The organism is Streptomyces sp. NBC_00203, assembly GCF_045206325.1.
Classification (GTDB): domain Bacteria; phylum Actinomycetota; class Actinomycetes; order Streptomycetales; family Streptomycetaceae; genus Streptomyces; species Streptomyces lutosisoli.
Genome location: NZ_CP108126.1, coordinates 236,266 through 262,577, shown reverse-complemented (window position 1 = coordinate 262,577; position 26,312 = coordinate 236,266). Strand labels below are relative to the sequence as shown.

The following is a 26,312-nucleotide window of genomic DNA, read 5'->3' as shown; positions in this document are numbered from 1 at the left end:
GGCCACTTCGGGTGAAGCCGCCGAAGAGTCGAGCGTGAGCCCGCCGTCCCGTGTGTGCAAAGTGCGGCACGAAGTTCACCGACGACCGGCGGAAGACCATCAGCGGACCGAGCAACTCCGGATGGCCCACGCGGGAAGCTTGCTTCCCAACCGCTACGCGACGAGAGTTGCCTCCTGCTCCTGGGCCAATACACCCGCCCCGAGGATCTCGTGACGCTCGTCGAAGTACTGGTCGAACGCCTGGACGACAAGAAAGTCGAGGGGCTGGACCCACTCCTTCTCCGACTTCGACCAGGCCGGAGAGGTGGTCGCAGGCGGCGAGTAGATGAATCTTGCGGCCCGTGGCCCTGGCCGCTCCGCGCGGGGTCTTGCCGTCGTCCGCCACTGCGTGCAGCCGGCCGTCGGCCCCAGCGCGCCGGTCGGCCCGCCAGCGGCCCACCGCCCGGTCCAACGCGTCGCCGTCGATGCGGCCCAGCAACCGACGCACCGTCGCCTCCGCCGGCAGGCACCGCTTCGGGGGCAGCGGATCGGGACGGACGGCGGGGCGTCGGTGATCCACTCACCCACCGCCGGCAGGGAGGTCGCTCCGGCCAGAACCGCGCACGCGGTCAGCGCAAGCATGACGACCAGAGCGTGCCGTACGCCGCGCGGATCGCGAGGGTCGAGCACCTCGGCCAGACGCTCCAGCAGGCCCGGGATCTCCCCGGGTACGGCCCCGGGATGCTCGCGGAGTTGGTCGAAGACAAGCGGGATCGGCGATGACGCGTCGGCAGGCAGGGTTCATTCGCCCGCGCTGTCCTCGGCCTCCCAGCGAAGCAGGTCGCCCGGCTGGCACTTGAGCACCTCGCAAAGCGCGGCGAGCGTCGCAAAGCGCACCGCCTTGGCGCGGCCGTTCTTGAGTACCGCCAGGTTGGCGGGCGTGATCCCTACGCGGTCCGCGAGCTCACCCACGGACATCTTCCGCCTGGCCAGCATCACGTCAATGTCGACGGCGATCGGCATCAGATCACCTCGTCCAACTCGGCCTGCATCTGCGTCGCTTCGACGTCGCGGGCGACGGCCTGGGCGAGCAGCGTCCGCAGCACGAGCACGATGAGCGCAACTCCCAGGATGGCCACGCCAATCCCGCCCATGATGAGGGTGACGCCCGGGTCGTCCCGCTGGCCGGGCGCATTCAGGGCCGTGACCGCGAACCACACGAGGGCAGCCGCAACGATCGCGCCGATGATGACGTCCACGTACCGGAAGGCGGCGTGGGAGAACACGGTTCCGCGTCGCACCATCGTTACCAGTTGCCATATACAGACCAGGGCGACCTGGGCCGTCCCGATGCCCAGGATCGTGATCACGCGCAGCGGGGTCAGCGGGAGCGACCCGTCCTCCGGGTCACTCCCGCTGACCAACGCCCACACCATCAATGCCTGTACGAACACGGTGCCGGTGAGCACCACCACGAGCACGGTGCGCAGCGCGCGCACTGTCAGCTCTCCCATGACCCATCCTTCCATCGATATACGATGGGAATCTATCGAATCTCGATAGATGAAGCAAGGGTTGGGTCGGAGGGCGGGCAGCGATTTCGCACCATGGCGGGTGCCGCCGCCCCTCCCGCGGCATGGCGCGATGCGAAGGGTTTCGATCTTGCCGAAGTCGACCTCGCTTAGCCACAAATCGGACGCCATCCGACTACGCCGAAGCCTTGGGGCGCAGCCCTCCTATTCGGCTTCGGCTTGGAGCCCTCGCCGCGGGACGCCTTGGCCTGGGCCACGGATTCGTTCAGCGCGGCCATCAGGTCGAGGACCTCGCCCGGCCGTTCAGGCTCCGGCGCCTCAGGGAAGGACCTCACGGCCCTCGCGCTTCGCCTCGATGATCTGGGCCATGGCCTCGGTGTACATGTCCTCGAACTCCGGGCCTTCTCGCCGAAGTCACGGACATGCCCGGCAGCCGTGTCCAGTTCGGGGCAGCGTGCCAGGACATCCTTCAGGCCGGCGCGGTCGTCCTCGCTCAGCGCGGTGGGGTGCCGGGTGAGCCAGCCGGTCATCTGGCGCACCGTCGGAGGCCGGGGCGGCGCGCCGGTCGGAGCCCCGCGGAGAGTGGCGACGTGGGAGCGGACCATCTTTTTTGACGGGCGCGTTGTTGGCAACGAGTTCGCAGTGTAGGCGGGTGACGCTGGTGCATCCCTCGGCGAATCGGCGCTCCAGACAGGGCTTGTAGGGGTCCAGCCTGCTGGGTCGGGGACGGTTGTCGCGGATGGTGTCCTGCCAGCGCGTGGCGCTCGCGTACCGGAGTACGGTGTTCAGGCCCCAGCCCAGGTGCCGGGCAATCGCCCGGCGTGAGTGGCCTTGGGCGAGCATCTCTTGACATCCTCCCCCTCTTAAAAGAGGGGGATTCCAACCCAGGTGGGTTGAGGTTCACGGACGCTCGAACGGCTGGTGGCCGTTGTCGTCCCTCCGGCACCGGCTGAGCGCCGGGGGCGGGGAATCCCGCCCTGTCCTGCCGCGACGTTGACTGCTGCATTGGTGTCCGCGTTGCAGGTGAACCCGCAGGACACGCAGAAGAACTCGGCTTGGCTCTTGCGCGAGTTCTTCTCGATCCATCCGCAGGCGCTGCACCGCAGACTCGTATAGGGGGCGGGTACGTCCTCGACCCGGCCAGGGGCTTTGTGCTCCGTGCGTTGCCGGAGCAGGCCCCAGCCCTGGGCGAGGATCGCCCGGTTCAGCCCGGCCTTCTGCCTGACGTTCTTGCCGGGCTTCTCGACCGTCCCCTTCGCGGAGGCGGTCATGTTCTTGATGTTCAGCTTCTCGAAGCGCACCAGGTCATAGGTGCGGGCGAGCATGGTGCTGGTCTTCTCGCACCAGTCCTTGCGCCGGTCAGCTTCGCGTGCCTTGAGCTTGGCAACCTTGACGTACTCGGCCGTTTTCCGCTCGCTGCCCTTCGGCGCGCGAACTGCCCGCCGCTCGTGCTTGCGGATCCGGGCCCGCTCCTTGACCGTGAGCTGCGGGCAGTTCAGCCTCCGCCCGTCCGACAGAGCGGCAGTGATCTTCACGCCCCGGTCGATACCGATGATCTCGCCTGCGCCCGGGGCATCGATCGGCTCGGGGATGACGGCGAACGCAATGTGCCACTGACCGCCTCGGAAGGTGACGCGGAACGTCTTCGCCTTCGGCAGCCCGGCGCGGGTGAGCCTGAAGCGCACCCACCCACAGCCGGGCACCCTGACCTGAGCCCACCGCCGGTTCAGCTTCTGCACGACTACCGAGCGGCCCATGACCTGCTTGCCCGTCTTCGGGTTCAGCTTCGGCGACCCGTCCGCCTCGAACTCCCCAACCCGGTCGGTGCCGATGACCCGGAATCCCTCGTGCACGTACTTCCTGCGCCACGTCGGCTCACCGAAGCCGGAGGTGAAGCGGGCGTTCTTGGCCTGGGCGAAGTCCTTCAGGGCCTGCTGCTGCACATCAGCATTACCCGCACGCAGCCATTCGTTGTCACGCCGGGCCTCGGTGAGCTGGCGGCACTGCTCGGCGAAGCCGGGCGCAGCCTTGCGGCCCCGGTACCAGTGCGAATGCTGCTCCACGGCGAGGTTCCACACGTACCGGGCGTGCGCGCAGTGATCGAGCATGATGCCCGCCTGCCCGCCCGTCGGGTACATCCGGAAACGTGACATGCCGTCATAATGGCGGCAGAATGACGGCATGGTCAAGTTCACGCTCCGTCTCCCCGAAGACCTGCACCAACGGCTGACCGACCAGGCAGCCACCGACCGGCGGTCCCTCAACTCCGAGATGCTGCACCTGCTTGAGGTCGGCCTCAGCGTCATCTCTCCCGAAACGCCGGATCGCCCCGGCGGCGATCCGGCTTCCCCTGCCCCGCGACGCGGGAGCGGGCACTCACCCCGACCCTGAAGGACCGGGCACCCTGCCCGAAAGCAAGGTGGACCAGGGTGTGCGCGGCCTTCTTACGTTCGGCCCGCCGGCCGAGGGGTCCCGAGCCGCTCAGCGGCCAGCCGGGCGCCGGCCCGCCCGGCCAGCGCGAGCCCCACTCGCTCCAGGACGTGGTTGAGCCGGGTGGTGAACCATGCGTACGGGACTGTCAACCTGGAGATCGGCTCGGCGAATGTCCGACGCGGACAGTCCCCCGCCCCACACATAAAACGCCGGACCGTCAACCGAATCACGAAGCCCTGTTCAGCGAGCGGAAGGTCCTTCAACCTACGGTGATAGCGGTCGTGCACCCGGTCCGAGAAGCGGCCGCAGTCCGGACACGGCGCCCCAGCCGCCCGACCTCTGCTGCCACCTCGACCATGCCGAACGTGGCCGTATTCCAGACGCCGACCCCCACCCGGTCGTTGCTGGAACTCACCAACAGGCGTTGCTGCCCGTCATCGACATACTCAGGACCACAGGCCATGACTCCCGGTCTGTCCGTCTAACTATGGCGGTGTCACGCCCTTCTCGCGCCCAGCCCCGCGCGGCCCGCTGAGGGTTTCGCCTCACGGACTTTGCCGGGGCCCCTTCGCGGCGTGACCGTTGTCGGAGACGAGTGTCTCGGGCGCGGCCGTGAGGCTGTCGTGGCGGCTGCTGTGTCACGCGGAGGTTTCGTTCTTACCGACGGTGCTGGTGTGATGCGGCGTGATGGGCGCGGACCGGGGGCTGGGCAGAGAGGGTGCTTGAAGGGTGTAGGTCGCTGGGTCGAAGTGGCTGAGGCTGCGGATGAGTCGGCCGGTGGACCAGGGCCAGGAGAAGGTGTTCTGCCCGCTGGGGCTGAGGTAGTAGCTGGAGCAGTGGCCGGCGTCGTACACGGTCGTGCGCAGCGCGTCCTGCAACGCGGTGTTGTACGTGGCCTGGACCGCCGGTTTCACGTCCAGGGAGGTGTAGCCGCCCCGGCGTCGGTGTGTCAGGGCTGCGCGCAGGTAGGTGAGCTGGGCTTCGAGGACGGTGATGGCGGAGGTGGAGCCGCTGAGGATGTTGGGGCCCAGGAGGAGGAAGAGGTTGGGGAAGCCGCTGACGGTGGTGCCGAGGTAGGCCTCGGGTCCCTCGGCCCAGGTCTCGTGCAGGGTCAGGCCGTCCGTGCCGTGCACGCGTCGTGCCAGCGGTAGCTCGCCGATGTGGAAGCCGGTGGCCAGGATCACCACGTCGGCCTCGGTCTGGGTGCCGTCGGCGCCGATGAGGCGGTTCCCGCGAGCGGCGGACACAGCGGTGGGGTGAAGGTGGACGTGGGGCCTTGCCAGCGCTGGGTAGTAGGTGCTCGAGGTCAGCAGGCGCTTGCAGCCCAGGGTGTAGTGCGGCGTGAGCGCCTGTCGCAGGCCCCGGTCACGGACCGCGAGGTGCAAGTGAGCACGGGCAGCTGCCTGCAGGGGGCGCACGAGCCGTGGGTGGCGGAAGGCGTAGCCGAAGCCCTCCTGCATCCTGAACTGGGCACTGCGCATGGCTCGTTGCGCGCCGGGCAGATGATGCAGACACCAGTTGAGGGCCCGAGGGACCGGGAAGTCGGGTTTGGGCAGGATCCATTGGGCGGTGCGCTGGAATACGTGCACCGCTGCCGCCTGTTCCTGGATGGCCGGGACGACCTGTACGGCCGAAGCCCCGCTCCCCACCACGGCCACGCGCCGGCCGGCCAGGTCCACGGTGTGGTCCCACTGCGCGGTGTGGACAACCGGACCGGGGAATTCGGCGAGCCCCGGCACCTCAGGACTCCGTGGCCGGTGCCAGGGGCCCGTGGCCATGACCAGCACCTCGCTGCTGTAGTCGCCGTCGGTCGTCTCCAACCGCCAACGCCCCGCGGACCGATCCCACCAGGCCCGCAGCACATGGACACCGCAGCGCAACGCTTCGCCTACGCCGTACTGCTCCGCAGTCGTCCGGAGATAGTCGTGGATCTCCCGCTGCCCTGCGAAGAGTCTGCTCCATCCGGGGTTGGGGCTGAAGGAGTAGGAGTAGAGCGAGGACGGCACATCGCACGCGCAGCCCGGATAGGTGTTCTCCCGCCAGGTACCCCCGAGCTGTGGAGCCTTCTCCAACACCAGGAGGTCACCGAATCCCTGCTCGCGCAGCCGGATCGCGGCACCGATGCCGGAGAAGCCCGCACCGACCACGATGACATGGGCATCCTTGCCTTCTGACGCACCGCGTGACGGATCGTGCTGCAAACGCCTGCTCCTCCCCAAGACCGAGAGCTATAGCTCCCCTGTCAGGAGCAACGGGAGAGGATGCGAGGAAGACACGGTCATCCAGCCTCTGCTGCTCGGTCGACACCGCCCTCCAGCACAGACGCCCGCCGGGCTGCGCCAACTGCTGCGGTTGTCGGTTGCGCCAACTGTTGCGCGAGCCTTCCCGGCGTTCCGGAGTTCGCCCAGGTCACGACCGGCGTAGGGGCGTGGTCGGGCAGGTACACGGACGCCCCACTCTCGTACAATCTGTCGGTCAAGGTCACTAACAGCACCCGCGACGAGATTGCCGGTGGTGTCACCCAGCAGGTCGTCTTGTACGACGCCGATGGCCGCGTCGTGGGCGGTGATACCGGCTCGTCAGACAAGTGCGCACGGCCACGTAATTCCCACCTCAGGCGGCTTGAGCGTCACATAATTCCCCACCCTCGCGGTCACGATTCCCCATAGGGGCGGCGGTCGCGCGCAACGCCCCTGGTGGCCTGATCCGTGTGTGCGGTCTCAGTCGGTGTGCCAGGTGACGACGTTCTCCGGCTCTTCGCGGTTGGTGCGGAACGCGTTGACGGGATGGTCGAGGTCGGGGTAGCCGAAGGATATGCCTGCCACCACGCGCCGGTTGTCCGGGATGCCGAAGTGGTCGCGGAGGAAGCCGGAGTAGGCGGCGAGGGCGGCTTGCGGGGCCGCTGCCACGCCGAGGCTGTGCGCGGCGAGCAGGAACGTGTTGATGTAGAGGCCGCAGTCGACGGCTCCGTAGACGCCGAGGTCGGCCTCGGTGGTGATGATCGCGACGTGCGGCGCGTCGAACAGCTCGAAGTTGCGCAGCAGCTGACGCAAGGTTCGCTCTTGGTCGCCCTTCACGATGCCGAGGCTGCCGTAGAGCTGGAGGCCGCATTCGCGTCGGCGCTGCCGATAGGCGCCGGTGTACTGGGCGGGGAACGGGAAGTCGGGCGACTCCGAGTGGCTCTGGACGTGGGCCAGGAGGTTGGTGCGAAGCCGCTCTGTCGCGGCGCCTTCGGTGATGTGCAGCTGCCAGGGCTGGGTGTTGCACCAGGACGGGGTGCGCTGGGCCAGCTGCAGCAGCTGGTCGATGGTCTCCCGGGGGATGGGGTCGGGTCGGAACTGGCGGCAGGTGAACCGGTCGGCGAGGATCCGGCTCAGCGCCTCGTGCAGGTCGGTGCTGGTGCCGGGGTGGGTGCTGGTCGGGTTCAAGGGGACGCCTCCGCCAATGTGGTCTCGTTTCGAGACCGCACACTAGCCGGGGTGGTCTCGTTTTGAAACTGCCCGGGTAGAGTCGTGGTGTGCGTTACGAAGACCTTGCTGACCTGCCGTGCTCGATCACGCGCCCGCTGGTGATCCTCGGTGACCGTTGGACGCTGCTGGTCCTGAAGGCGTCGTTCGCCGGCGTTCGCCGGTTCAACGAGTTCCAGAGCGCACTGGGCATCTCCCGGAGCCGACTGCAGGACCGCCTTGGGCGGCTGGTCGAGCACGGCATCCTGGACCGGCGGCAGGCGGACGACGGCGACCACCCGGAATACCGCCTGACCCGCAAGGGCCACGACATCTACCCGATCCTTATCGCGATCAGGGACTGGGGCGACACCTACATGGCACCCGACGGACCGCCCGCGCGCTACCGCCACCGAGACTGCACCGGCGAGGCCCATGTGCGGCTCACCTGCGACACGTGTGGAACCGGTGTCACCGCACACGACATCATCCCGGAGCCAGGACCAGGCATCCTCGCCCACCTCAGCCAATCCCAAGGTGAGTCAGACCAGTGACGGACGGTCCGAGCCACCGGGGGCCTGCTCCACTCGTGACGAGGTCGGCCGGGCAGTTCGACGGGCCTGCGAGCGAGCGGGGTGACGGCTCAGGCACCGGCCAGAGCGAGGACGCGCAACCGGTCGAGGACCCGGGGATTTCCGTGACCGCAGCCGTGGCGCATTGCGTGACCGTCCACAGACAAGGCGCCGGACTCCCTGCCCGCCGGGATGGGCTACCGCGAGCAGCGGACCGGGATCCCGTCTCTGAGCGAGGCCGTCGACGCCGTCCACACCGTGAGGGCCAGCTGTTTGTGCGCCTCATCTGACGGGTTGGCCCTTGCGTTGGCGGGGCTGAGGGTTCCAGGTGGCAGACAGGGCAACTACGGGTAGGGCACCAGGTCCGACATGACAGCAAGCGGCAGCGACGGGTTGGCGGCTGCCGCTTCCGCTACCTGCCAGTCGGCGTCGGTGAGCAGCTCTACGATGACCGGCGGCGGGAGTGCCGGATGGCCGGCGGCTATGGGCCTCGCCTGTCTGTCCGCCAAGCAGGCGAGCAGCGCCGGGGCCGTCGCATTGCGATGCCGGGCGACTTCACGGAACGCCTTCTGTACCGATGGTTCGTGCCGGGTCAGCTGTTCCAGCAGCGCCGGAGTCGCGTCCGGGTTGGCCGCCACCTTGGCAACGACCCGGACCCCGTGCCGGTGGACCATGGCACGCAGCTGTGCTTCGGAGAGGCCCGGGTGCGGAGCGATGGACTTGACCACTTTCGCGTCGGCGTCGGTGGCCAGCGCGTCCCGGATCTCGGTCGGCAGATCGCGTCGTTGGGCCAGGAGCATCCGCGCGGCCGGGTTCGGCGACTGGGCCAGCTCCTCAAGCTCGGCAGGAGAGGCGGCAGCGACACGCGGCAGCAGGGTGGCGCCGATTTTGGTGGCGCCGGCCAGGTGGATGAGCACATCCAGTGGCACGTGCGTGTTGTGTGCGAGCCTGCGCTGCACATCGTGGCCACGGTCACTGGCCAGCACGCGCATCAAGGCATCGTCGATCGAGGGATTTTCGGCGAGGCTGGACCGGACGCCGGGAATGGGATCTACGGCGAGCTGTCCGCACACCTCTGAGGGCAGGTCGGGCCTGGCGGCGAGCGCCCAGCGCAGCAGCATTGAAGGGTGGTCCACGAAGCCGACGGCGGCTTCGGTGGGTGTCGCCGGGTTCCGCAGTGCCGCCTCCTGCATGTCGTGCACGGTGGACTCGTGGGACCCGTCGCAGGAGGCGCCCGGCAGCAGATCGCAGTCGGGCCGCGGGCACTGCGGATCGTGCACGAACGGCGTCGCTTCGCGGTCGCAGACCAGGCACCGCTGCGCGGGAGGCAGCCCCTCACCGGTGATCAACGCCGCCAGTACGCCCGGGGGTGTCGCCTCGTTGGCCGCCACCGCGCGGCGGACCTCGGCGTGCGGATGCCCTGCAAGCCTGGCTGCCACTTCCGGCGTGGTCCACAACGCAAGCTCCGCGACAACTCGTACGTCCGAGTCCGCGGCGAGCGTCTCCACCACGTCGGCCGGGAGGCCGGAGCAGGCAGCCAGCTTCTCCCGACACTCAGAGTCCGGATCTGCCGCGAGGAGGCGCGCCCACTCGGGGCTGCCGGCACGCTCGTAGAGCAAGGCGAGGGCGGCGTACGGCTGAACTGCGGGATCGATGTCGGCGGCGGTCAGCCGGCCCTCGTAGGCAAGCCGTACAGCGCTCTCCTCAACGTGTGAGCTCAACGCAACCGCCTGCGCATGGCAGAGGTCCGCGCGGCCGGCGAGGTCCGCGGCGACGTCGGCGTCCGCGACCGCGATCAGCCGGTCGATCAGCTCGGGCGGCAGGGCGGTATTGGCGGCGAGCCCGCACAGGACATGGTTCACAGAGGGCATCCTGCCTGGGCCGTGACCGAATGGCTCTTGGATTTCGACGTCAACGAGTTGGTGGCGGCACCGGGCACGTCCCTGGCGCGGTACTTGGCGAAACCCGCCAACTGAAGCGCTCCTTGAGCTTTTGAACTCGTCTGCGGTGGGACTCAACGGCGCTTCGCAGGCGTTGGACAGACGCGGCAACGGACCGCCGCCGTTGAAAACACCGGTGGGGTAGAGCAGTCTTGGCGGAGCCGTTTCGATCGTGCAGGTAAGAAGGGGGCGCCGGATGCCGCAGCCAGAGGACGAACTCCTGGCGGAAGCCCTCGGCCGCATCAACCGCGGCGGGAAGATCGCCTCCCGGTTCCTCAAGAACGACATCAGTGAGTTCGACCGCGAACTGCCGCTGGGTTTCGACCTTGCTCTTGAACGCGTCCGCGCTGTGCTTGTCGAGCTGTCCCCTGGCGCGAACCCAGAACTGGTAGAGGCAGCAACGGACCGAGTGACGCTCCGCGTGCTCACCGGAGGCGGAGCCCTCAACATGAACCCGGTGGTGGTCACCGTCGCTGCGACTCGCAACGGCGAGCGGACCACCACCCTGCACGTGCGGGCGATTGCCAAGGAGGGCCTGATCAAGCAGCGTGCGGGTCAGAAGACCGTCGAGCGCATCTCGGCGCTGCTGAACTGAGCCGGCCCGAGTCGATGAGCAGCACAGAGGATCTGGCCCGGGAGGCAGGGCTGTCCTCTGAGCAGATCGAACGCGGGTGATGCGGAAGAACCTCGACTTCCTGTGCTGGCGGCGGCAGTTCGGTGAGGAAGACGGAGCGGAGTCCGCGGAGTGGAGCTGCCGTCAGTGGGCGGCCGGTGGCTCTATCGTCCACTGAGCTCTTTCGCTGTGGCCACTGATCGGGTGACGGGGGAGGGCGCGCAACGCACGAGGATCCCGTGTCGTTGGGGGCGGTGTTCGACGTCTCAACCCATAGGCACAGGAGCCGTGTTGGTTCCCTGTCCTGCCGCACTCGACCTGCCCCATGGCCTGGTCGAGTGGGTCACGATGCTCATCGTCACCCGCGAGGGTGACCGCCGTTGCAAGCTCCCGCCGCACGCACGACCTGATCGTCCTGACGAACCTCGAAGGAGCCCGCTGACAGATGATCTACACCCGAGACATCCGCCCAACATCAGCATGACCACCCCGAACAACCCTCACGCCGCCACCCTGACCAGCTACCGGGCACCGCAGTCACCGACCTGCGGCGTAGGTACACCAGGCCGAACAGGGCACGCTGGTGCGGCGGGAGCTTGCGGCGGCGGTTCACCCTCGCGGGTGACGATGAGCATCGTGACCCACTCGACCAGGGCGTGAGGCAGGTCGAGTGCGGCAGGATAGGGAACCAACCGGGTAGCTCCAGCGCCGGTGGGTTGAGACTTCGAACACCTCTCTCCGGGAGCAAGAGCTCACTGGGTATCAAATTGTGCCCCGGAGCGAAGGAGACACGGTCGCATGCTGTCTCCTGCCGGCTCGGAAAGACTTCCGTCACTGACCGGGTTGCGCTTCCTCCTGGCGGCCTGTGTCCTGATGGCCCATGCCTTGTCGGGTTCGGCAATCTTCAGCGAAAAACTGCAGGCTGTGCTTTCCGTCCCAGCGGCGCCGCTTGCCACCTCCGCGGTATCCGGGTTCTTTGTCCTCTCCGGCTTCGTACTTGCCTGGTCGTACCGGCCGGGGGATCGTGCCCGAGCCTTCTGGCGACGCCGCTTTGGGAAGATTTACCCCAACCACGCGTTGGGCTGGGTTCTGGGTGCGCTCTTCTTTGTGGTCACGACCGCCCCTAGCCCCATGGCGGTCGGCGGCAGCGCAACCGTGCTGGGCGGGGCTGCAGAGCTGTTCCTGGTGAAGGTCTGGGTGCCTGCTCCGGAAGTATTCAATGGCTTCAACGACCCGTCTTGGTCTGTTTGTTGCGAGGCTTTCTTCTACCTGCTTTTCCCGGTGCTGATTCCTGCTGCCCGCAGGTTGACCCGGACCGGGCTGCGTTGCGCGTGGCTGGCCCTTTCCTGCGCGATCCTCACGTTCCCCGCACTGGCGATGGCGCTCGGTGGGCGAGCGCTCCCGGGCTGGCCGCTCGGTCTGAACGCGCTCTGGTTCGCCTACGTCTTCCCGCCCGTGCGATTGACGGAGTTCATGCTCGGAATCGTCACCGCGCGCCTCGTCCAGGAGGGGTCCTGGCCACGGTTGAACGCGCCGATCCGTATCGGAGTCTTGGCGACGGTACTCGCCGCAACTCCATTCGTTCCTCTGACGTATTGCCTCGGGGCCAGCTATGGCGTGCCTTTCTCCTTGATCATTGCCGGGCTGGCCGTGCGAGACATCCAAGGTCGGAGCCGTTTGCTCGCCCGGCCGGCCGTGGTCACGCTGGGGGAGGCTTCGTATGCCCTCTACATCGTTCACTTTCCCTTGTTGATGTCCGCCCGGCAGGCCGTCGGCGTCAATCACCGGTTCGCCGTGCTGAACGGCGTCCTGTTTGCAGCGGGGTTGATGGTGGCGGCGCAGGTGGTGGCTCTGCTGGTCCATCGACGGTACGAACGGCCAATCCAGGCGCGCTTCGCTCGGGGCACCCGCGCCGTGTCGTCCGGCCGCCTTGAACACAGCACAGCGTCCGTATCCGACTACTGACCTTAAAAGCGTGGTGTCGTAGGGGCTGACGTCTCGTGATCCCTGCGGTATGCCGACGTGGTCAGTAGGAACGGTGACGGGCGGTCAGCGACGGTCGTTCGTCTCCTGACGGCATCGGGTCTTCCCCGAAGCCGAGTATGGCGGTGGACTCAGCGCCAGTCGTCGATCACGTAGGCGTCTGGGTGGCTGTAGCCAGGTTCGTTAGGCTTGTGCATGGTCACGCCTTGCAGCCAGGTACGGAAACCGCGGTCGACCATGCGCCGGTAGGCATCCTCGCGGGCCAGGTTCATTCCGGCGTCCAGTTGCCCCAGTCCCCTCTCGGTGGCCAGCTGCTCGCACGCATTCAGCAGTCGTTCGAACCGGTCCGCGGCGTCCGGGCCAGGGCGTACGGCGCCGAATTTGACGAAGCACACGTCCTCACCGGCCTCCGACCCCGCTCCGCAGTGGCAGACAGCCAGACCGTCGAGGTCGGAGTCGGCGCCCTCGAGGAGGATGGTGTCACCGAGCCCCTGCGCCTGTATGGCCATGATCTCGCGCTCCAAGCTCAGGCCCTCGTACACGGCCCCCGTCAGTGCGCGACTGAGGCTCAGTGCGTCGGGCCGCTCAGCGGCGGTCAGCTCGCCGTACAGCACTCGGCCGGGGACTGCGGCACTGACGGCTACCTGTTTCTTCATGATGGCTGTAAGGAATCGGGGCCAGAAACCGTACCGGCGGTAGAGCTCGAGGTGCTTGGGACTGTGGGAGAAGGTGAATAGGCCGAGGTGGCGGTTCTCCCAGGTGTCGAAGCAGGCCATGACCGGTTCCATAAGGCGCCTGCCGATGCCCTGGTCCCACAGATCCGGACGTACGGTCAGCGGGCCGAAGAACCCGACGCTGCCCCAGTTGGCGGCGAAGTTCGATCCGACGACCTCGCCCTCGACGGTCGCTGCGAAGGCCGCGTGTGGATCTGCCGCCCAGCGGGTGCGGACATAGTCGGCGGTCCCGAAGAACGTCTCTGGCTCAGGGGCCCCGAGGAAGGTCCCGAAGGCGACCCTGAAGATCTCGTCGGCCCGATCCAGGTCCGGCTCAACCAGCGCGCGGACCGACACCGAGGCGGCGACACTCGTTCGCTTCGCTGCGGGCATGATCGCTCTCCTTTCCGCCCCCAGTTCCATCGCACCACGGACGTGCGCCGCGGGCGAAGCGACAGGTCCGGCGGTACCTCAAGGATCGAGCGGCCGCGTTCCCCGACGACCGGGCGGCCGTCTTCCTGCCGGTCGACGACCCGCTGGGCCCCGGTCCGCCGGGGGCCTCCGAGGAGCCGGAGGAATGCCGAATGGAAAAGGCTCACTGAAGCTCGCAGCCACGGAGCGTCACGGAGTCCACGTAGGTTTCCGAAGCTCGATCGCCGGTTACCGGAAAGTCATATTCGGCGCGGTACGGCTCCGTCCTGCCAGCGGTAGAGGTCGCGCAGCAGGGAAATCTCGGCGCCGTGATGGATCAGCTCCCTGTTGACGTGCAGGACGATGCCCTCCATGGGAAACCGCTCGGGACCCACCGTGGGCGGATTCTTCAGGTCAGCGTCCGAGAGCTCGCGGACCCCCGCGTTCCATCTGCCATACATCTCATCGAGCTGTTTCAGCGCCTCGTCAGCGGTCCCCGCGAAGGCGAATGTCTGGGAGTCGACGCCCTGGCCGCCGAAGTGCCATCCGACCCGATAGCCCAGGCAGGAGACGATGATGTGCGCCAGCCGCCAGGCAATCGTGGTCACCGGCGCCGGCACCGGGTCAGGGGAGGCGGAGTCCATCGTCCATTCCCCCGAACCTGCCGACATCGGTGCGGCCGACGTGCCACGCGGGCGGATGCTCCAGCAGCCGCGCACCGGCTCCCAGAAGTACTCCTCGTCGGTAAGACCCTCCAGCCGTGGCCGCAGGTTCTTGTGCCAGTGCCGGTCCAGCTGGTCCGCGAGTCGCTCGCTTCTTGCCATTTCCGCACACTACATACAACGGAGACCTGGCTGCGGCCCTCGCGGACGCCGTCGCCGGCCGTGGGCCGCGAGAGCGTACCGCACCGGGAGATGACGCTGGGGGCTGATGTGCCCTTCGGGCCGCGCCGCCGCGAGCGGCTGTTTGACATTAACAACCCGGCTGGCTGGGCTGGGTTCAATGAGCGTTTTCAGCGTTGCCTCTCCAGGGTGAGGACGGCTTTGGCGATGACGGTCATGCGGTTGGGGCTGATGTGGGATCTGCGGAAGATCTGCCAGGACTTCAGCCGTGCCATGGCGCGCTCGACCGGAGCCCTGGCTTGGGCAAGGGCCCGGTTGACGGTGTGCTGGGTCGGGGTCAGCTCTCCGCATGGTGGCCGTTTGAGGCCGGTGGTGACCCAGGTGCCGGCGCCTGTGACGGGCCGCCATCTCGCGCGCCACGGGTTGAGGAGGTGTCTGTCGAGGAGTGCCACTGTCCATACGTGGCAGCGACAGGGTGTCCCCGGCCTCTCAGGAGCGCCAGGTTCAGGCCGAGCCGGTCGAGCCGGGCCTCGCTCCGGCGGGCCCGCCCACGACCGTGAGTAGGTCCACGACGAAGATCAGCGTCGAGCCCGCCGGGATCAACGGAGAGGGTGACTGCTTGCCGTAACCGAGACGCGGGGGAACGATGATCTCGCGCCGGCCGCCGACCTTCATTCCCCTTACTCCCCGGTCCCAGCCCTTGATGACCCTGCCACCGCCCACGGCGAACTTGAACGGCCGGTCCCGCTCCCAGGAGGAGTCGAACTCTCTTCCGGACGCGAACGTGACCCCTACATAGTGAACCTGGACGACCCTGCCCGGCTGCGCCTCGGGGCCGTCCCCAACCACGAGGTCCCGGATCGTCAGCTCGGTGGGCGCGTCACCCTCCGGAACCTCGATTCTGGGCTTCGTCAGTTCGCTCATCGCGGTCCCATCGCTCGCCACCGGAATCCCTCGCACGGGCCGGCCGGACACATGGACATTCCATGCGGCAGGCGATCACGCTACCGGCAATGCCCATGCTCCGAGGTGCACCCCGTGCCACGGAACACGGCTCTCGCGTCCGGGGGATGTACCGGAGGGAGAGCCGGCCAAACCAGGGCGCGTCTCGGGCCGTGTTTCGTCTGCGCGTTCCTCAAGGGAGACCCTGACTACAGACACGAGTTGGTCTACGCCACGCTGACCACGCGCGTTTATGGATCAGTGAGTCTTTTCCAACCTCCGGCGTCGGCTTGGAAGTTGGCCTGACAGACGGATGAAGCCCCTGGTAGATGGGTTTTCGACCAAGAGAACCGTCTCCACCAGAGGCTTCGCATGCTTGTCTACCCGTCGGGCGTCGACGTGTCCAGCTCTGCCCTCCGCTTCCTCGCCGCCCGTCTGAGGGAACACCGCCGCGCTCTCGGCACCCGATGGCGGCGCCTGAGCGCGGGCCGTCAGGCCCTGCTCGCTCTCGCCCACCTCCGCAATGGCCAGCCCTATGCCCAGCTCGTGGCGGGTTTCGGGATCGGCACCACCACCGTCTACCGGTATGTCACCGAGGCCGTCGAGCTCCTGGCCGCCCTCGCCCCCACGCTCGCCGAAGCAGTACGGGCCGCGTCGACGAAGGCGTATCTGATCCTGGACGGGACGCTTCTGCCGATCGACCGGATCGCCGCCGACCGTCCCTTCTACTCGGGCTGTGAGTATGGGTTCTGCTCCGCTTCGGCCGGTGGTCTGACTCGTACTCTGGCTGGCCCTTGGTGCCTTGTGTTTGGTCTGTCGATCACCGGCCGGAGCGGTGCCTGCTACCGCTTGTCCAGCGCATGCGTGTCTCAATAGGGGCCTTGCTCCGCAAAGCGCCGTCACAGTCCTGACTGCTTGCTCTGGGCCAGCGTCGGCCATCCGACCGTCGAAGCCAGGCAAGGAGCCTTATGACCGCGCCCGTCACGCCTCAAGCCCGTAATAGCGAGCAGTTTGCCGAGCCAGTGATCCTCGGCGTGGACACCCACAAGGACGTGCACGTTGCCGCGGTTGTGACAGAGGGCGGGCGGCTTTTGGACAGCGGCGGATTCCCCGCTTCGGCTGTCGGATATGACGAGCTTCTCGCCTGGGCAAGAGATTTCGGCCCGGTGCTGCGCGCTGGCGTGGAGGGGACGGGGTCTTACGGTGCGGGCTTGTGCCGGCACCTGCGCGCGGCAGGGGTCGCGGTGACCGAGGTCAATCGGCCCGACCGTGCACTACGGCGCCGGCACGGCAAGAGTGACGCCGTGGACGCCGAAGCCGCCGCCCGCTCGGTCATCTCCGGGCGCGCAACCACCGTACCGAAGGCTGGCGACGGGGCCGCGGAAATGCTGCGGCTGTTCAAACTCGCCAAGGACTCTGCCGTCAAGTCCCGTACCCAGGCGATCAACCAGCTCAAATCAGTGCTCATATCGGCGGACCCAGCACTGCGTGAGCACCTGGCCGGGCTGAGCACCACAGCACTGGTCAGCCAGTGCGCACAATTCGAACCGATCCCTCGGGCTGACGTCGACAACGCCGTCCAGTACACACTGCGGCTGCTGGCCCGGCGCATTCAGCACCTGACCGAGGAGATCCGCAGCCTGGAGAAACACCTGACCGCCCAGGTCAACGACACTGCGCCAGAGCTACTGCAACTGTTCGGCGTGGGCCAGGATTCCGCCGCCACCTTGCTCATCGCAGCTGGCGACAACCCTGAACGTCTCGCCAGCGAGGCGTCCTTTGCCGCCTTGTGCGGCACCAGCCCTGTCGAGATGTCCTCGGGCAAGACTCAGCGTCGCCGACTCAACCGAGGGGGTAATCGCCAGGCCAACGCGGCCTTGTTCAGAGTGATCCTTACCCGCCTGCGCTGCCATGACAGCACCCGCGACTACCTCGCACGGCGAACGGCACAAGGACGGACCAAACGCGAGATCATCCGTTGCTTGAAGCGGTACCTCGCCCGAGCGATCTACAAGATCATCCGGTCCAGCATCCCGCTGCCAACCACAGCCACCGCAGCTTGACGAACATAGGGGCATCAAACACAAGAAGCACGGCATGAACGTGCAGGTCATCGCCGACCCGAAGGGGCGTCTCCTCTGGGCTTCACCGGCCCTGGCCGGTGCCGTCCATGATGTCCGGGCCGCACGCGAGCACGGCATCATCGACGCTCTCGCCGAGGCCGGCATCAACTGCTGGGCGGACAAGGGCTACCAGGGCGCAGGCGGCACGGTCCGTCTCCCTTACCGAGGCCGATGGGACAGCCTCTCCGCCGGTCAGCAGGCCGTCAACCGGTCCCATGCGAAGGTCCGGGCACTGGTCGAACAAGCCATCGCCACCCTCAAGTCCTGGCGGATCCTCCGCAAGCTCCGCTGCTCGACGACCCGGATCACGAGCATCGTCCAAGCCGTCCTCACCCTCCATCTGGCCAGCTCAGACTGAGAATGGAAAAGGCTCAGTGGCTCACGGTGCCGGAAAAGGTTCTCGTCGCACCCAAGGCGCACGTGAAAGACGTCGTCAGCGGGTTCTCCGAGGACGGCTACGTGCTGATGATGCAGCCGTGCGCCATGTGGCGCTCGCGGTTGAAGAAGTGCTGGCGCCGGAGCGGGTGTATCTGCTGTCGCTGGGGTCGCAGCAAGGAAACACTCATGTCCACTGGCATGTTGCGGCCCTACCGCCCGGGGTCCCTTACGAGCAGCAGCAGTTCCATGCGCTCATGGCCGAACACGGAGCGTTTTCAGCGTGGTCACCGGTCGGATGACGGAAGCGGCGTGAGAATGGGTTTCGCAACAGACAGTGCTCCTGTGCCGTTGAGGGAGGTGTTCGACGTCTCAACCCACCGGCACAGGAGCCCTGTTGGTTCCCTATTCTGCCGCACTCGACCTCCCGCACGCCCTGGTCGAGTGGGTCACCATGCTCATCGTCACCCGCGAAGGTGACCGGCGGTGCAAGCTCCCGCCGCACCAGCGCGCACTCGTCGCTCTGGTGTACCTGCGCCGCCACGACACCCTCGTAAGGATCGCGGCTGGTTTCTGCATATCCGTCGGCACCGCGCACGCCTACGTCACCACCGTGACGAACCTGCTCGCCGACCGGGCCCCGGGTCTGCTGAAGACCCTGCGCGAGAACGACCCGGACTTCGTCCTCCTCGACGGAACCCTCGCCGAGTGCGACCGCGTCGGCGACAGCCGCGCGGACTACTCGGCCAAGCACCGCCGGCACGGAGTGAACGTCCAGGTCCTCACCGATCCGACAGGCGAGCTGCTGTGGATCTCGCCCGCCCTGCCGGGCGGCACCCACGATCTCACCGCAGCCCGCACCCACCAGATCATCCGGATCTGCGAACGCCAGGGTGTCCCCGTCCTCGCCGACCGCGCCTACACGGGCGCCGGCACCTGGGTCACCACCGGCCTCAAACGGCCACCAGGCGGAGAGCTGACCCCGACCCAGCACACCGTCAACCGGGCCCTTGCCCAAGCCAGGGCTCCGGTCGAGCGCGCCATGGCACGGCTGAAGTCCTGGCAGATCTTCCGCAGATCCCACATCAGCCCCAACCGCATGACCGTCATCGCCAAAGCCGTCCTCACCCTGGAGAGGCAACGCTGAAAACGCTCAATGACCCAAATGTGACAGCCTCGACCGATGACATGACGCGGGACGCGACCTCGCGCGCACCCAACAGACCGTCAACCGGGCGCTGTCCGCGGCACGGGCACCGGTCGAGCGCGGCGTCCTACGACTGAAGTCCTGGCGGATCTCCCGCAAAGCCCGATGCAGCCCGAATCGAATGTCGTCAATCTGCGCAGCCGTCCTCACCCTGGAGCGGCAACGCTGAGAGAGCTCACTGAATCTGGGCTCGCGGTGCTCACCCGGACAGGCGATCCGACCAAAATGCGGTCCGCCCCGGCATGTTGTCGGAGAAGTCCCAACGGCTCTGGATCAACACGACGTCGGTCTAGATCTGGGCCAACCACTCACAGCCATGAGCCTGCACGAGAGTGAGTCCGCGGGTCCAAGGCTCTTCTTAATCAGTCCCGGGAGCCCGCCGCCAGGCCGCCGCACCGCCGGATCCGGAGGACGACCACGACCGGGAGCCGGGCAGGCTCCGCGGCTGCCGCCCATGGGCCTGGGCGTGATGGCCGTCGCGGTCGGACAGCAGTCGTTGCCGCCGCGGATCACGGAGCGAGAGACCGATGGCGGTCCCGTCGGCATCCGCCGGGACCGCCATCGACGGCCGCTCACCTCACCGCACGTCCTGAGCGGCGTGCCGTGGTTCAGGGCGTGTTCAGGCCGAGGTTCTGTGTGGTGGTGTTGCCGGCGCCGGGGCTCTTGATGTTGTTGTTGACGCTGCTGTTGTTGAACATCGGGAGGATGCCGCTGAGGTTGATGGGCAGGAGCGACCCGGTGCCTCCGCCATTGTTCCCGTCGGCCTGTTCGTAGGTGATGGTCACCGCAGCCGGGCCGGTGGCAGGTCCGGAGGTACCGCCCGCCGGGACGCGGTTGGACCCGCCACCGCCGCCACCGGGCCCTTCCGTCCCATCGGAGAGAATCTGGTTGCAGCCGCCGCCTCCGCCGCCGCCGAACCAGCCGGCTCCGCCGCCTCCGCCGGAGTAAGGATCGCCGCCGTTGCCGCCGGTACCGCCGCCACCGGGGGTGCCGGGTGTGCTGGTTACGGGGCCGACGTTTCCGCATGCGGCTCCACCCGCGCCGGGGGTCGTCTGAGTTCCCCCGCCTCCTCCTCCGCCACCGTTGGGCCTGCTGCCGCCCGTCTGACCGGTAACTCCTGCGTCTCCTCCGGTCGTCTCGGGGGCGGGATACAGGTCAACGCCGGCTCCTCCGCCTCCTCCGCCGCCCGCGACGATCAGCCGGGGGTCGGTGGCGGTGACGCCGGTGAGGAAACAGCTGGGGCTGGTGGAGTCGCAGGTGCGCACGTCGCTGGCTCCGCCGCCGGCGCCGCCCTCGGCGAAACTGCCGCCCGCTGTGCCTCCGCCGGTGTCGACGTTGACGTAGAGGATGGTGGTGCCCGACGGCACGTTGACGGTGCCGGTGACGGTGGAGCCGTCACCGCCCACTCCTCCGTTGGTTCCGTTCTGTCCTGCGGCTCCGGTGGCGGTGATGGTCAGTTGGGTGACGCCGGACGGGACGGTGAAGGGCTGGTTGGCGCCGGGGGTGAAGGTGACGGTCACGGGCGCCGCCGAGGCGGGCGTGGCCAGGGGCACCACCAAAGCGGCCGGCAGCGCCGGCCATGGCGAGCAGGAGGGCGCTGCGCCGCACCGGATGCCGCAGCCGTTCGGCTGTGGCCCCGGCGCCACGTCGTGGGGATACCCCATGGCGCATGGCCAGTCTCACGCTCGGGACTCCTCGATCAGGGATGCCGAATGGGCTCGATGTTCCGGTCCCTGCCTGGGACCGCCCGACGATCAAGCCACAACCGGCCGGTGCCGGGCATGCGGACACACCGTCATATCGCACCGGGATGAATAGTCCTCAAGTCGCAGAAGAGAGATCTCCTCACCGGCGGTGAAAAGGAAAGAGATCAGGTCTCCCGCCGCCGTTGACGAAACACCCCATCTGGGTCGTCTTCGGGAAATCCGTCGAACAGCGTCTGGCCGAGCCAGCAGGAATGCAGGCGCCCGGGACACCGTCTGCGGAGTACGACGTCTACGGAACACAGCCGCCCCCAATTCAACGAGTCGCAGCCGAGTTTGGCGGCTGCCGAGTCGCGGTCTGCCTGCCTCCACGACCCTCAGGGTGAAATAGGGCGACATCGGTCGCAACCGACAGGAGATCGTGATGGACGCCACGTTCCTGACAGGCACTTATACGTACCGAGGCTTCTTCGATCTGCCGGAACCGGTCGCCGAGTTCGGAACGCTCCGGTTCGCACAACTCGAGTTGCGGCTCACGGCTGATCCGGACGGTGACAACACCGGTTTTCTGGTCTTCTTCACACAACCGGGTGGGGGACTCAAAGGTGGTTTCAGAAAGGCGGATCGTCGGCAAAGCCTTTCCTGTATCTGCGCCTGTACGGCCTCCGCGTCTCATGTGTCCATGCCTGGACCGTATCCGAGCGCTGGGGGGCAGCTGGGCGACTGGGTCCGCCTGGGGCGGAGGATCACCGAGGAAGGGGTGCGTACGCTTCCGTGCTCAGGTGCGGGTCGGTTCCGCCGCCGGGGAGGCGGGCGATCAGCAGGGCGATGTCGTCGTCGGCGGAGCCCGGCGAGAGGTGAGTGAGCAGGTTGTCGCACAGTCCCGTCAGGGACGGGTGGGGCTGGGCGAGCAGATGGGTCAGTTCAGCGAGGCGTTCGTCGATGTCGCTGCCGCGGGACTCGATGAGGCCGTCGGTGTACAGCACGAGGATGCTGCCCGGTTCCAGGGTGGTCTCGGTGGTGGTGAAGCGGGTGCCTCCGACACCGAGTGGGGTGCCGGGTGGAAGGTCGAGCACGTGGACGGTGCCGTCGGGGCTGACGGTGACGGGCGGCGGGTGGCCGGCGCGGGTCATGCGGCAGCGGCCGGTCGTCAGGTCGATCACGATGTAGAGGAAGGTGGCGAGCATCGGCTCGGCGAGATCGTCGAGGGCTGCTTCCAACTGGTGCAGCAGTTCCTCGGGTTCGAGGTCGAGCCGGGCGAGTGCCCGCACGCTGGCGGAGAGCCGTCCCATGACGGCTGCGGCCTGGGTGCCGTGACCCATGACGTCGCCGATGAGGAGGGCCACTCTGCCTCGGGGCAGGTGCAGCACGTCGTACCAGTCGCCGCCGACCTCGTTGACGTCGCTGGCGGGCAAGTAGCGATGGGCGACCTCGATCCCGGGCGGTGGGGTGATGTGCTGAGGCAGCATGCTGCGCTGCAGGGTGAGCGCGGTGTCGTGCTCGCGGTGATAGAGGCGAGCGTTGTCGATGCTGAGGGCGGCACGCGCGGTCAGCTCACCGGCCAGCGTCACGTCCTCGGAGGTGAAGGGGCTGACTGATCGCGTGCGGTAGAAGGTCGCCACGCCCAGCACCAGGTCCCGGGCGACGAGCGGGGCCATCATGAACGAGTGCACGCCGAGTTTCAGCAGCTGCGCCGGCTTGCTGGTGTGGCGGGCGGCGGGGGCGATGGCGTTCTCGTCGAGGCGGGCGATCAGGAACGGCTGGCGCCCGGCGAGGGCCTGGGTGTAGGGGGCGGCCGCTGGGAAGTCGAGGGTGCGGCCGAGCGGGGCGAGGACATCAGCGACCGCGGAGCCGGTCAGCGGGGCTTTGCCCAGGCGGCGGAGGGCGACACCGCCGGTCAGGCCTATGCCGGGTTCGTCGCCGTGGGCGAGGGTGTCCAGGACGTCGACGGTGACCGCATCGGCGAGGTGGGGAACGGCGAGGTCGGCGAGTTCCTGGGCGGTGCGCTCCAGGTCCAGGCTGGAGCCGATCCGGATGGATGACTCGCTGAGCAGAGCGAGCCTGCGCCGTCCTGCTTCGGCTTCGGAATGGGCGCGCTGCTGGTCAGTGATGTCGAGCAGGGAGGCGATGACGCCGATGGCCCGGCCGCCGGGGTCTTCGACGCGTACGTAGGAGCATGACCACACGCGGTCGCGGTCGCGGTCAGCCGGTGTGCGGCCTGTGTGGCGGCGGTCCAAGACCGATTCACCGCTGTCGAGGACCTGCTGCATCGCCTCCTCCATGTCCTCGGCGTTGACCTCGGGCAGCAGCTGGGCGAGGCGTCGGCCGACGTGTGCCGACTCCGACAGGCCGTTCATTCGCTCCAGGGCCGGGTTGACCCGGAGGAATCGCAGCTGTGTGTCCAGGACGGCGATGCCGACCGGGGAGCGGGCGAACAATCCGTCCCATACCGCCGACGATCCGCGGATACGCCGGGCCGTATGGGCCTCGGCGGCGAAGATCAGGATCGCGGAGGCGTCGTCACGCCGGTCGGGAACGGGACTTGCCCAGATCTCCAGCTCCACGGGGTGCCCGTCCTGGTGCCAGGCGGTGACCGTGCCCATCACCCCCCGGCCGCCGGCCGCCGCCTCCCATAGCGACCGGCCAAGGCTTCGGTCCGCGCCCGGGTGCAACAGCTCGGCGATGTGCCGTCCGATCACCTGCTGCGGGGTGAAGCCGAGCAGCTCGACGGCGGCGCGGTTCCAGCGCACGATCGTTCCGTCGGCGCTGGTGGCCACCTGTGCCACTGGCAGTGCGCCGAGCCAGCCGCCGGCGTCCTGTGCGGCGCCGCTGATCAGTTCCTCGACCGGGTTCGGTTCTCTCATCCCGCACCTCCCATGTGGGCAGAGTCCGGGCCGTGCTTCAGGAGGTCGGAGAGGCACACGCGCAGGTGGAAGCCGGTCTTGTGCGTGCTCCCCGCCCCGCGGTCATCCATGTGCTCCGCCAGACCCTCCCGCAGCTCATCGAGCTGGTACATGCCAGGGTCGAGGAGGGGGGAGAAGCTGACCAGCTCCACCAGATCGGGGGTTTCCAGCTCGCCGGGCGTGGGTGGAGCGGGGGGATCTTGTGAGCCGACTGGGTGTCCGCCGGCTCCTTGCCGACTGGTTGGTCGGCGTACGCATCGGACCACCACAGCTCCTGGACGTCCCGAGCTCAAACGTGCGACACCGGGCAGATCCGCGCCCGCCGTGGCACGGTAGTAGGCGTGCGGCCGGAGAAAGTCGGCGCATTGCTGTTCCAGCAGCTCTTCCCGGCCCGCAAGCCCCAGGCAGCGCCACGACATGCCGCTGCCTGCGAACAGAAAGGGCGCCACGGTCAGCTCCCGGAGCCGCCCGGCAAAGGCGGCTGCCAGCTGCGCTTCCTCCACACCTCCTATGGTCACCCCGGCAGCACCAGCCCGCTCTCCAGTCGGCGGCTGCCTCACTGCCCGGCAGCGGTCGGTCACGCACCGAACCAGAGGCCGTGTACGGATGGGCCCGCCGCGAGCCGATACGCGGAGAGACATCCGGCCGCTGACAGTGAGGGTGGCAAGGGAGGACTGCGTCGAACCGCAATCAACTCGGACGAGAACCGCTCCGGAGCAGGGGGGAAGAGCGCGGCGTCCGGCCGCGCTCCTGCTCACTCGGTTCGGCCAGAACATTGCGGACTCGCCGCTGGAGTAATTACGCCTGCCGTGGCTGGCCCTCCTGACGTCCCCTTCGAGCCGGTCGGCTTCGGCTGCCGCCGGCGCCGACTCCCAGTCGTTGTAGAGGCTCATGTGCTCCGGGTACCACCTTGCTTTCGGGCGGGGTGCCCGGTCCTTCAGGGCTGGGGTGATTGCCCGCTCCCGCGTCGCGGGGCAGGGGAAGCCGGATCGCCGCCGGGGCGATCCGGCGTTTCGGGAGAGATGACGCTGAGGCCGACCTCAAGCAGGTGCAGCATCTCGGAGTTGAGGGACCGCCGGTCGGTGTCTGCCTGGTCGGTCAGCCGTTGGTGGAGTTCTTCGGGGAGACGAAGTGTGAACTTGACCATGCCGTCATTCTGCCGCCATTATGACGGCATGTCACGTTTCCGGATGTACCCGACGGGCGGGCAGGCGGGCATCATGCTCGATCACTGCGCGCACGCCCGGTACGTGTGGAACCTCGCCGTGGAGCAGCATTCGCACTGGTACCGGGGCCGCAGGGCTGCGCCCGGCTTCGCCGAGCAGTGCCGCCAGCTCACCGAGGCCCGGCGTGACAACGAATGGCTGCGTGCGGGTAATGCTGATGTGCAGCAGCAGGCCCTGAAGGACTTCGCCCAGGCCAAGAACGCCCGCTTCACCTCCGGCTTCGGTGAGCCGACGTGGCGCAGGAAGTACGTGCACGAGGGATTCCGGGTCATCGGCACCGACCGGGTTGGGGAGTTCGAGGCGGACGGGTCGCCGAAGCTGAACCCGAAGACGGGCAAGCAGGTCATGGGCCGCTCGGTAGTCGTGCAGAAGCTGAACCGGCGGTGGGCTCAGGTCAGGGTGCCCGGCTGTGGGTGGGTGCGCTTCAGGCTCACCCGCGCCGGGCTGCCGAAGGCGAAGACGTTCCGCGTCACCTTCCGAGGCGGTCAGTGGCACATTGCGTTCGCCGTCATCCCCGAGCCGATCGATGCCCCGGGCGCAGGCGAGATCATCGGTATCGACCGGGGCGTGAAGATCACTGCCGCTCTGTCGGACGGGCGGAGGCTGAACTGCCCGCAGCTCACGGTCAAGGAGCGGGCCCGGATCCGCAAGCACGAGCGGCGGGCAGTTCGCGCGCCGAAGGGCAGCGAGCGGAAAACGGCCGAGTACGTCAAGGTTGCCAAGCTCAAGGCACGCGAAGCTGACCGGCGCAAGGACTGGTGCGAGAAGACCAGCACCATGCTCGCCCGCACCTATGACCTGGTGCGCTTCGAGAAGCTGAACATCAAGAACATGACCGCCTCCGCGAAGGGGACGGTCGAGAAGCCCGGCAAGAACGTCAGGCAGAAGGCCGGGCTGAACCGGGCGATCCTCGCCCAGGGCTGGGGCCTGCTCCGGCAACGCACGGAGCACAAAGCCCCTGGCCGGGTCGAGGACGTACCCGCCCCCTATACGAGTCTGCGGTGCAGCGCCTGCGGATGGATCGAGAAGAACTCGCGCAAGAGCCAAGCCGAGTTCTTCTGCGTGTCCTGCGGGTTCACCTGCAACGCGGACACCAATGCAGCAGTCAACGTCGCGGCAGGACAGGGCGGGATTCCCCGCCCCCGGCGCTCAGCCGGTGCCGGAGGGACGACAACGGCCACCAGCCGTTCGAGCGTCCGTGAACCTCAACCCACCTGGGTTGGAATCCCCCTCTTTTAAGAGGGGGAGGATGTCAAAAGACCCAGGCTCTGCGAATGTCGGGGCGACCGCGCATCCACGATCGTGAGGAGGGCCCGGTGCCCGTCTGGTAGATCGCGGATCTCCAGCAGTTCCGTGCGCTCGCGCTGTC

Annotated in this window: 22 protein-coding genes and 5 pseudogenes; 10 read left to right on the top strand and 17 right to left on the bottom strand. The window is 67.8% G+C overall.

All coding sequences use genetic code 11. From position 1 onward, the window contains the following. Positions 1 to 153 precede the first annotated feature (153 nt). From OG975_RS01355 to OG975_RS01340, 4 genes are all read right to left on the bottom strand, one after another. On the bottom strand, positions 154 to 669 hold the full coding sequence (locus OG975_RS01355; protein WP_406326767.1) for a transposase family protein: 516 nt from the start codon (positions 667 to 669) through the stop codon (positions 154 to 156). 111 nt (positions 670 to 780) lie between these two features. Then, positions 781 to 1,002, bottom strand: coding sequence for a helix-turn-helix transcriptional regulator (locus OG975_RS01350; protein ID WP_181648025.1), 222 nt, complete (start codon positions 1,000 to 1,002; stop codon positions 781 to 783). Next, complete coding sequence (locus OG975_RS01345; protein WP_406326766.1) at positions 1,002 to 1,493, bottom strand: DUF2975 domain-containing protein; 492 nt, start codon at positions 1,491 to 1,493, stop codon at positions 1,002 to 1,004. Before OG975_RS01345 ends, OG975_RS01350 begins: the two co-directional genes overlap by 1 nt. Before the next feature lie 881 nt (positions 1,494 to 2,374). Then, positions 2,375 to 3,664 (bottom strand): RNA-guided endonuclease InsQ/TnpB family protein, encoded by a 1,290-nt coding sequence (locus tag OG975_RS01340; RefSeq protein WP_406326765.1) that lies wholly within the window; start codon positions 3,662 to 3,664, stop codon positions 2,375 to 2,377. A 28-nt stretch (positions 3,665 to 3,692) separates the two neighbouring features. On the opposite strand from OG975_RS01340, the gene OG975_RS01335 reads away from it, so the two are divergent. Then, positions 3,693 to 3,902: an Arc family DNA-binding protein gene (locus tag OG975_RS01335; protein ID WP_406326764.1), complete on the top strand. Its 210-nt coding sequence runs from the start codon at positions 3,693 to 3,695 to the stop codon at positions 3,900 to 3,902. A gap of 53 nt (positions 3,903 to 3,955) precedes the next feature. Here the strand turns inward: OG975_RS01335 and OG975_RS01330 are convergent, their stop codons facing one another. The 3 genes from OG975_RS01330 to OG975_RS01320 all read right to left on the bottom strand — a co-directional run bounded on the left by OG975_RS01330 (position 3,956) and on the right by OG975_RS01320 (position 7,372). Beyond that, entirely contained in the window at positions 3,956 to 4,231 is a 276-nt protein-coding gene (locus OG975_RS01330; protein WP_406326763.1) for a hypothetical protein, read from the bottom strand. A 351-nt stretch (positions 4,232 to 4,582) separates the two neighbouring features. Further along, complete coding sequence (locus OG975_RS01325; RefSeq protein WP_406326762.1) at positions 4,583 to 6,145, bottom strand: flavin-containing monooxygenase; 1,563 nt, start codon at positions 6,143 to 6,145, stop codon at positions 4,583 to 4,585. A gap of 519 nt (positions 6,146 to 6,664) precedes the next feature. Further along, positions 6,665 to 7,372, bottom strand: a complete 708-nt coding sequence (locus tag OG975_RS01320; RefSeq protein WP_406326761.1) for a nitroreductase — start codon at positions 7,370 to 7,372, stop codon at positions 6,665 to 6,667. An 89-nt stretch (positions 7,373 to 7,461) separates the two neighbouring features. Here OG975_RS01320 and OG975_RS01315 point away from each other — a divergent pair, with 89 nt between their 5' ends. After that, the gene (locus OG975_RS01315; RefSeq protein WP_406326760.1) at positions 7,462 to 7,944 is read left to right on the top strand and encodes a winged helix-turn-helix transcriptional regulator; all 483 of its coding nucleotides are present in this window, start codon (positions 7,462 to 7,464) and stop codon (positions 7,942 to 7,944) included. 362 nt (positions 7,945 to 8,306) lie between these two features. On the opposite strand, the gene OG975_RS01310 is transcribed toward OG975_RS01315, so the two are convergent. Further along, a complete protein-coding gene (locus tag OG975_RS01310) occupies positions 8,307 to 9,824 on the bottom strand; it encodes a hypothetical protein (RefSeq protein ID WP_406326759.1) in 1,518 nt (505 codons plus the stop codon). A 274-nt stretch (positions 9,825 to 10,098) separates the two neighbouring features. Between OG975_RS01310 and OG975_RS01305 the strand changes: the two genes are divergently transcribed. Then, entirely contained in the window at positions 10,099 to 10,497 is a 399-nt protein-coding gene (locus tag OG975_RS01305; RefSeq protein WP_406326757.1) for a hypothetical protein, read from the top strand. 309 nt (positions 10,498 to 10,806) lie between these two features. Further along, positions 10,807 to 10,920 (top strand): annotated as a pseudogene (locus OG975_RS01300) (IS5/IS1182 family transposase); the annotation flags it as partial. Positions 10,921 to 11,047: 127 nt separating this feature from the next. On the opposite strand, the pseudogene OG975_RS01295 reads toward OG975_RS01300, so the two are convergent. Beyond that, a pseudogene (locus tag OG975_RS01295) lies at positions 11,048 to 11,207 on the bottom strand (IS5/IS1182 family transposase); the annotation flags it as partial. Between the two features lie 106 nt (positions 11,208 to 11,313). Here OG975_RS01295 and OG975_RS01290 point away from each other — a divergent pair. Continuing rightward, a complete protein-coding gene (locus OG975_RS01290) occupies positions 11,314 to 12,480 on the top strand; it encodes an acyltransferase family protein (RefSeq protein ID WP_406326756.1) in 1,167 nt (388 codons plus the stop codon). Between the two features lie 149 nt (positions 12,481 to 12,629). Here OG975_RS01290 and OG975_RS01285 read toward each other — a convergent pair whose 3' ends face one another. The 4 genes and pseudogenes from OG975_RS01285 to OG975_RS01270 form a co-directional block, all read right to left on the bottom strand. Next, the gene (locus OG975_RS01285; protein WP_406326754.1) at positions 12,630 to 13,604 is read right to left on the bottom strand and encodes a GNAT family N-acetyltransferase; all 975 of its coding nucleotides are present in this window, start codon (positions 13,602 to 13,604) and stop codon (positions 12,630 to 12,632) included. A gap of 278 nt (positions 13,605 to 13,882) precedes the next feature. Then, positions 13,883 to 14,446: a DinB family protein gene (locus tag OG975_RS01280; protein ID WP_406326753.1), complete on the bottom strand. Its 564-nt coding sequence runs from the start codon at positions 14,444 to 14,446 to the stop codon at positions 13,883 to 13,885. Positions 14,447 to 14,634: 188 nt separating this feature from the next. Beyond that, positions 14,635 to 14,868: pseudogene (locus OG975_RS01275) on the bottom strand (transposase family protein); the annotation flags it as partial. Positions 14,869 to 14,968: 100 nt separating this feature from the next. After that, on the bottom strand, positions 14,969 to 15,388 hold the full coding sequence (locus OG975_RS01270) for an FKBP-type peptidyl-prolyl cis-trans isomerase (RefSeq protein ID WP_330301739.1): 420 nt from the start codon (positions 15,386 to 15,388) through the stop codon (positions 14,969 to 14,971). A 390-nt stretch (positions 15,389 to 15,778) separates the two neighbouring features. On the opposite strand from OG975_RS01270, the pseudogene OG975_RS01265 reads away from it, so the two are divergent. The 4 genes and pseudogenes from OG975_RS01265 to OG975_RS01250 form a co-directional block, all read left to right on the top strand. Then, positions 15,779 to 16,141, top strand: a pseudogene (locus OG975_RS01265) (transposase family protein); the annotation flags it as partial. A gap of 233 nt (positions 16,142 to 16,374) precedes the next feature. After that, a complete protein-coding gene (locus tag OG975_RS01260) occupies positions 16,375 to 17,469 on the top strand; it encodes an IS110 family transposase (protein WP_406326752.1) in 1,095 nt (364 codons plus the stop codon). Positions 17,470 to 17,485: 16 nt separating this feature from the next. After that, a pseudogene (locus OG975_RS01255) lies at positions 17,486 to 17,887 on the top strand (transposase family protein); the annotation flags it as partial. 414 nt (positions 17,888 to 18,301) lie between these two features. Further along, complete coding sequence (locus OG975_RS01250) at positions 18,302 to 19,051, top strand: transposase family protein (protein ID WP_406326750.1); 750 nt, start codon at positions 18,302 to 18,304, stop codon at positions 19,049 to 19,051. A 668-nt stretch (positions 19,052 to 19,719) separates the two neighbouring features. Here OG975_RS01250 and OG975_RS01245 read toward each other — a convergent pair. From OG975_RS01245 to OG975_RS01230, 4 genes are all read right to left on the bottom strand, one after another. Continuing rightward, on the bottom strand, positions 19,720 to 20,664 hold the full coding sequence (locus OG975_RS01245) for a hypothetical protein (protein ID WP_406326749.1): 945 nt from the start codon (positions 20,662 to 20,664) through the stop codon (positions 19,720 to 19,722). 896 nt (positions 20,665 to 21,560) lie between these two features. Then, complete coding sequence (locus OG975_RS01240) at positions 21,561 to 23,678, bottom strand: SpoIIE family protein phosphatase (protein ID WP_406326747.1); 2,118 nt, start codon at positions 23,676 to 23,678, stop codon at positions 21,561 to 21,563. Then, a complete protein-coding gene (locus tag OG975_RS01235) occupies positions 23,675 to 24,220 on the bottom strand; it encodes a hypothetical protein (RefSeq protein WP_406326745.1) in 546 nt (181 codons plus the stop codon). The genes OG975_RS01240 and OG975_RS01235 overlap by 4 nt, the downstream gene beginning before the upstream one ends. Before the next feature lie 434 nt (positions 24,221 to 24,654). Further along, positions 24,655 to 24,864, bottom strand: coding sequence for an Arc family DNA-binding protein (locus tag OG975_RS01230; protein ID WP_406326744.1), 210 nt, complete (start codon positions 24,862 to 24,864; stop codon positions 24,655 to 24,657). 28 nt (positions 24,865 to 24,892) lie between these two features. Between OG975_RS01230 and OG975_RS01225 the strand changes: the two genes are divergently transcribed. Continuing rightward, a complete protein-coding gene (locus OG975_RS01225) occupies positions 24,893 to 26,182 on the top strand; it encodes an RNA-guided endonuclease InsQ/TnpB family protein (protein WP_406326743.1) in 1,290 nt (429 codons plus the stop codon). Positions 26,183 to 26,312 lie beyond the last annotated feature (130 nt).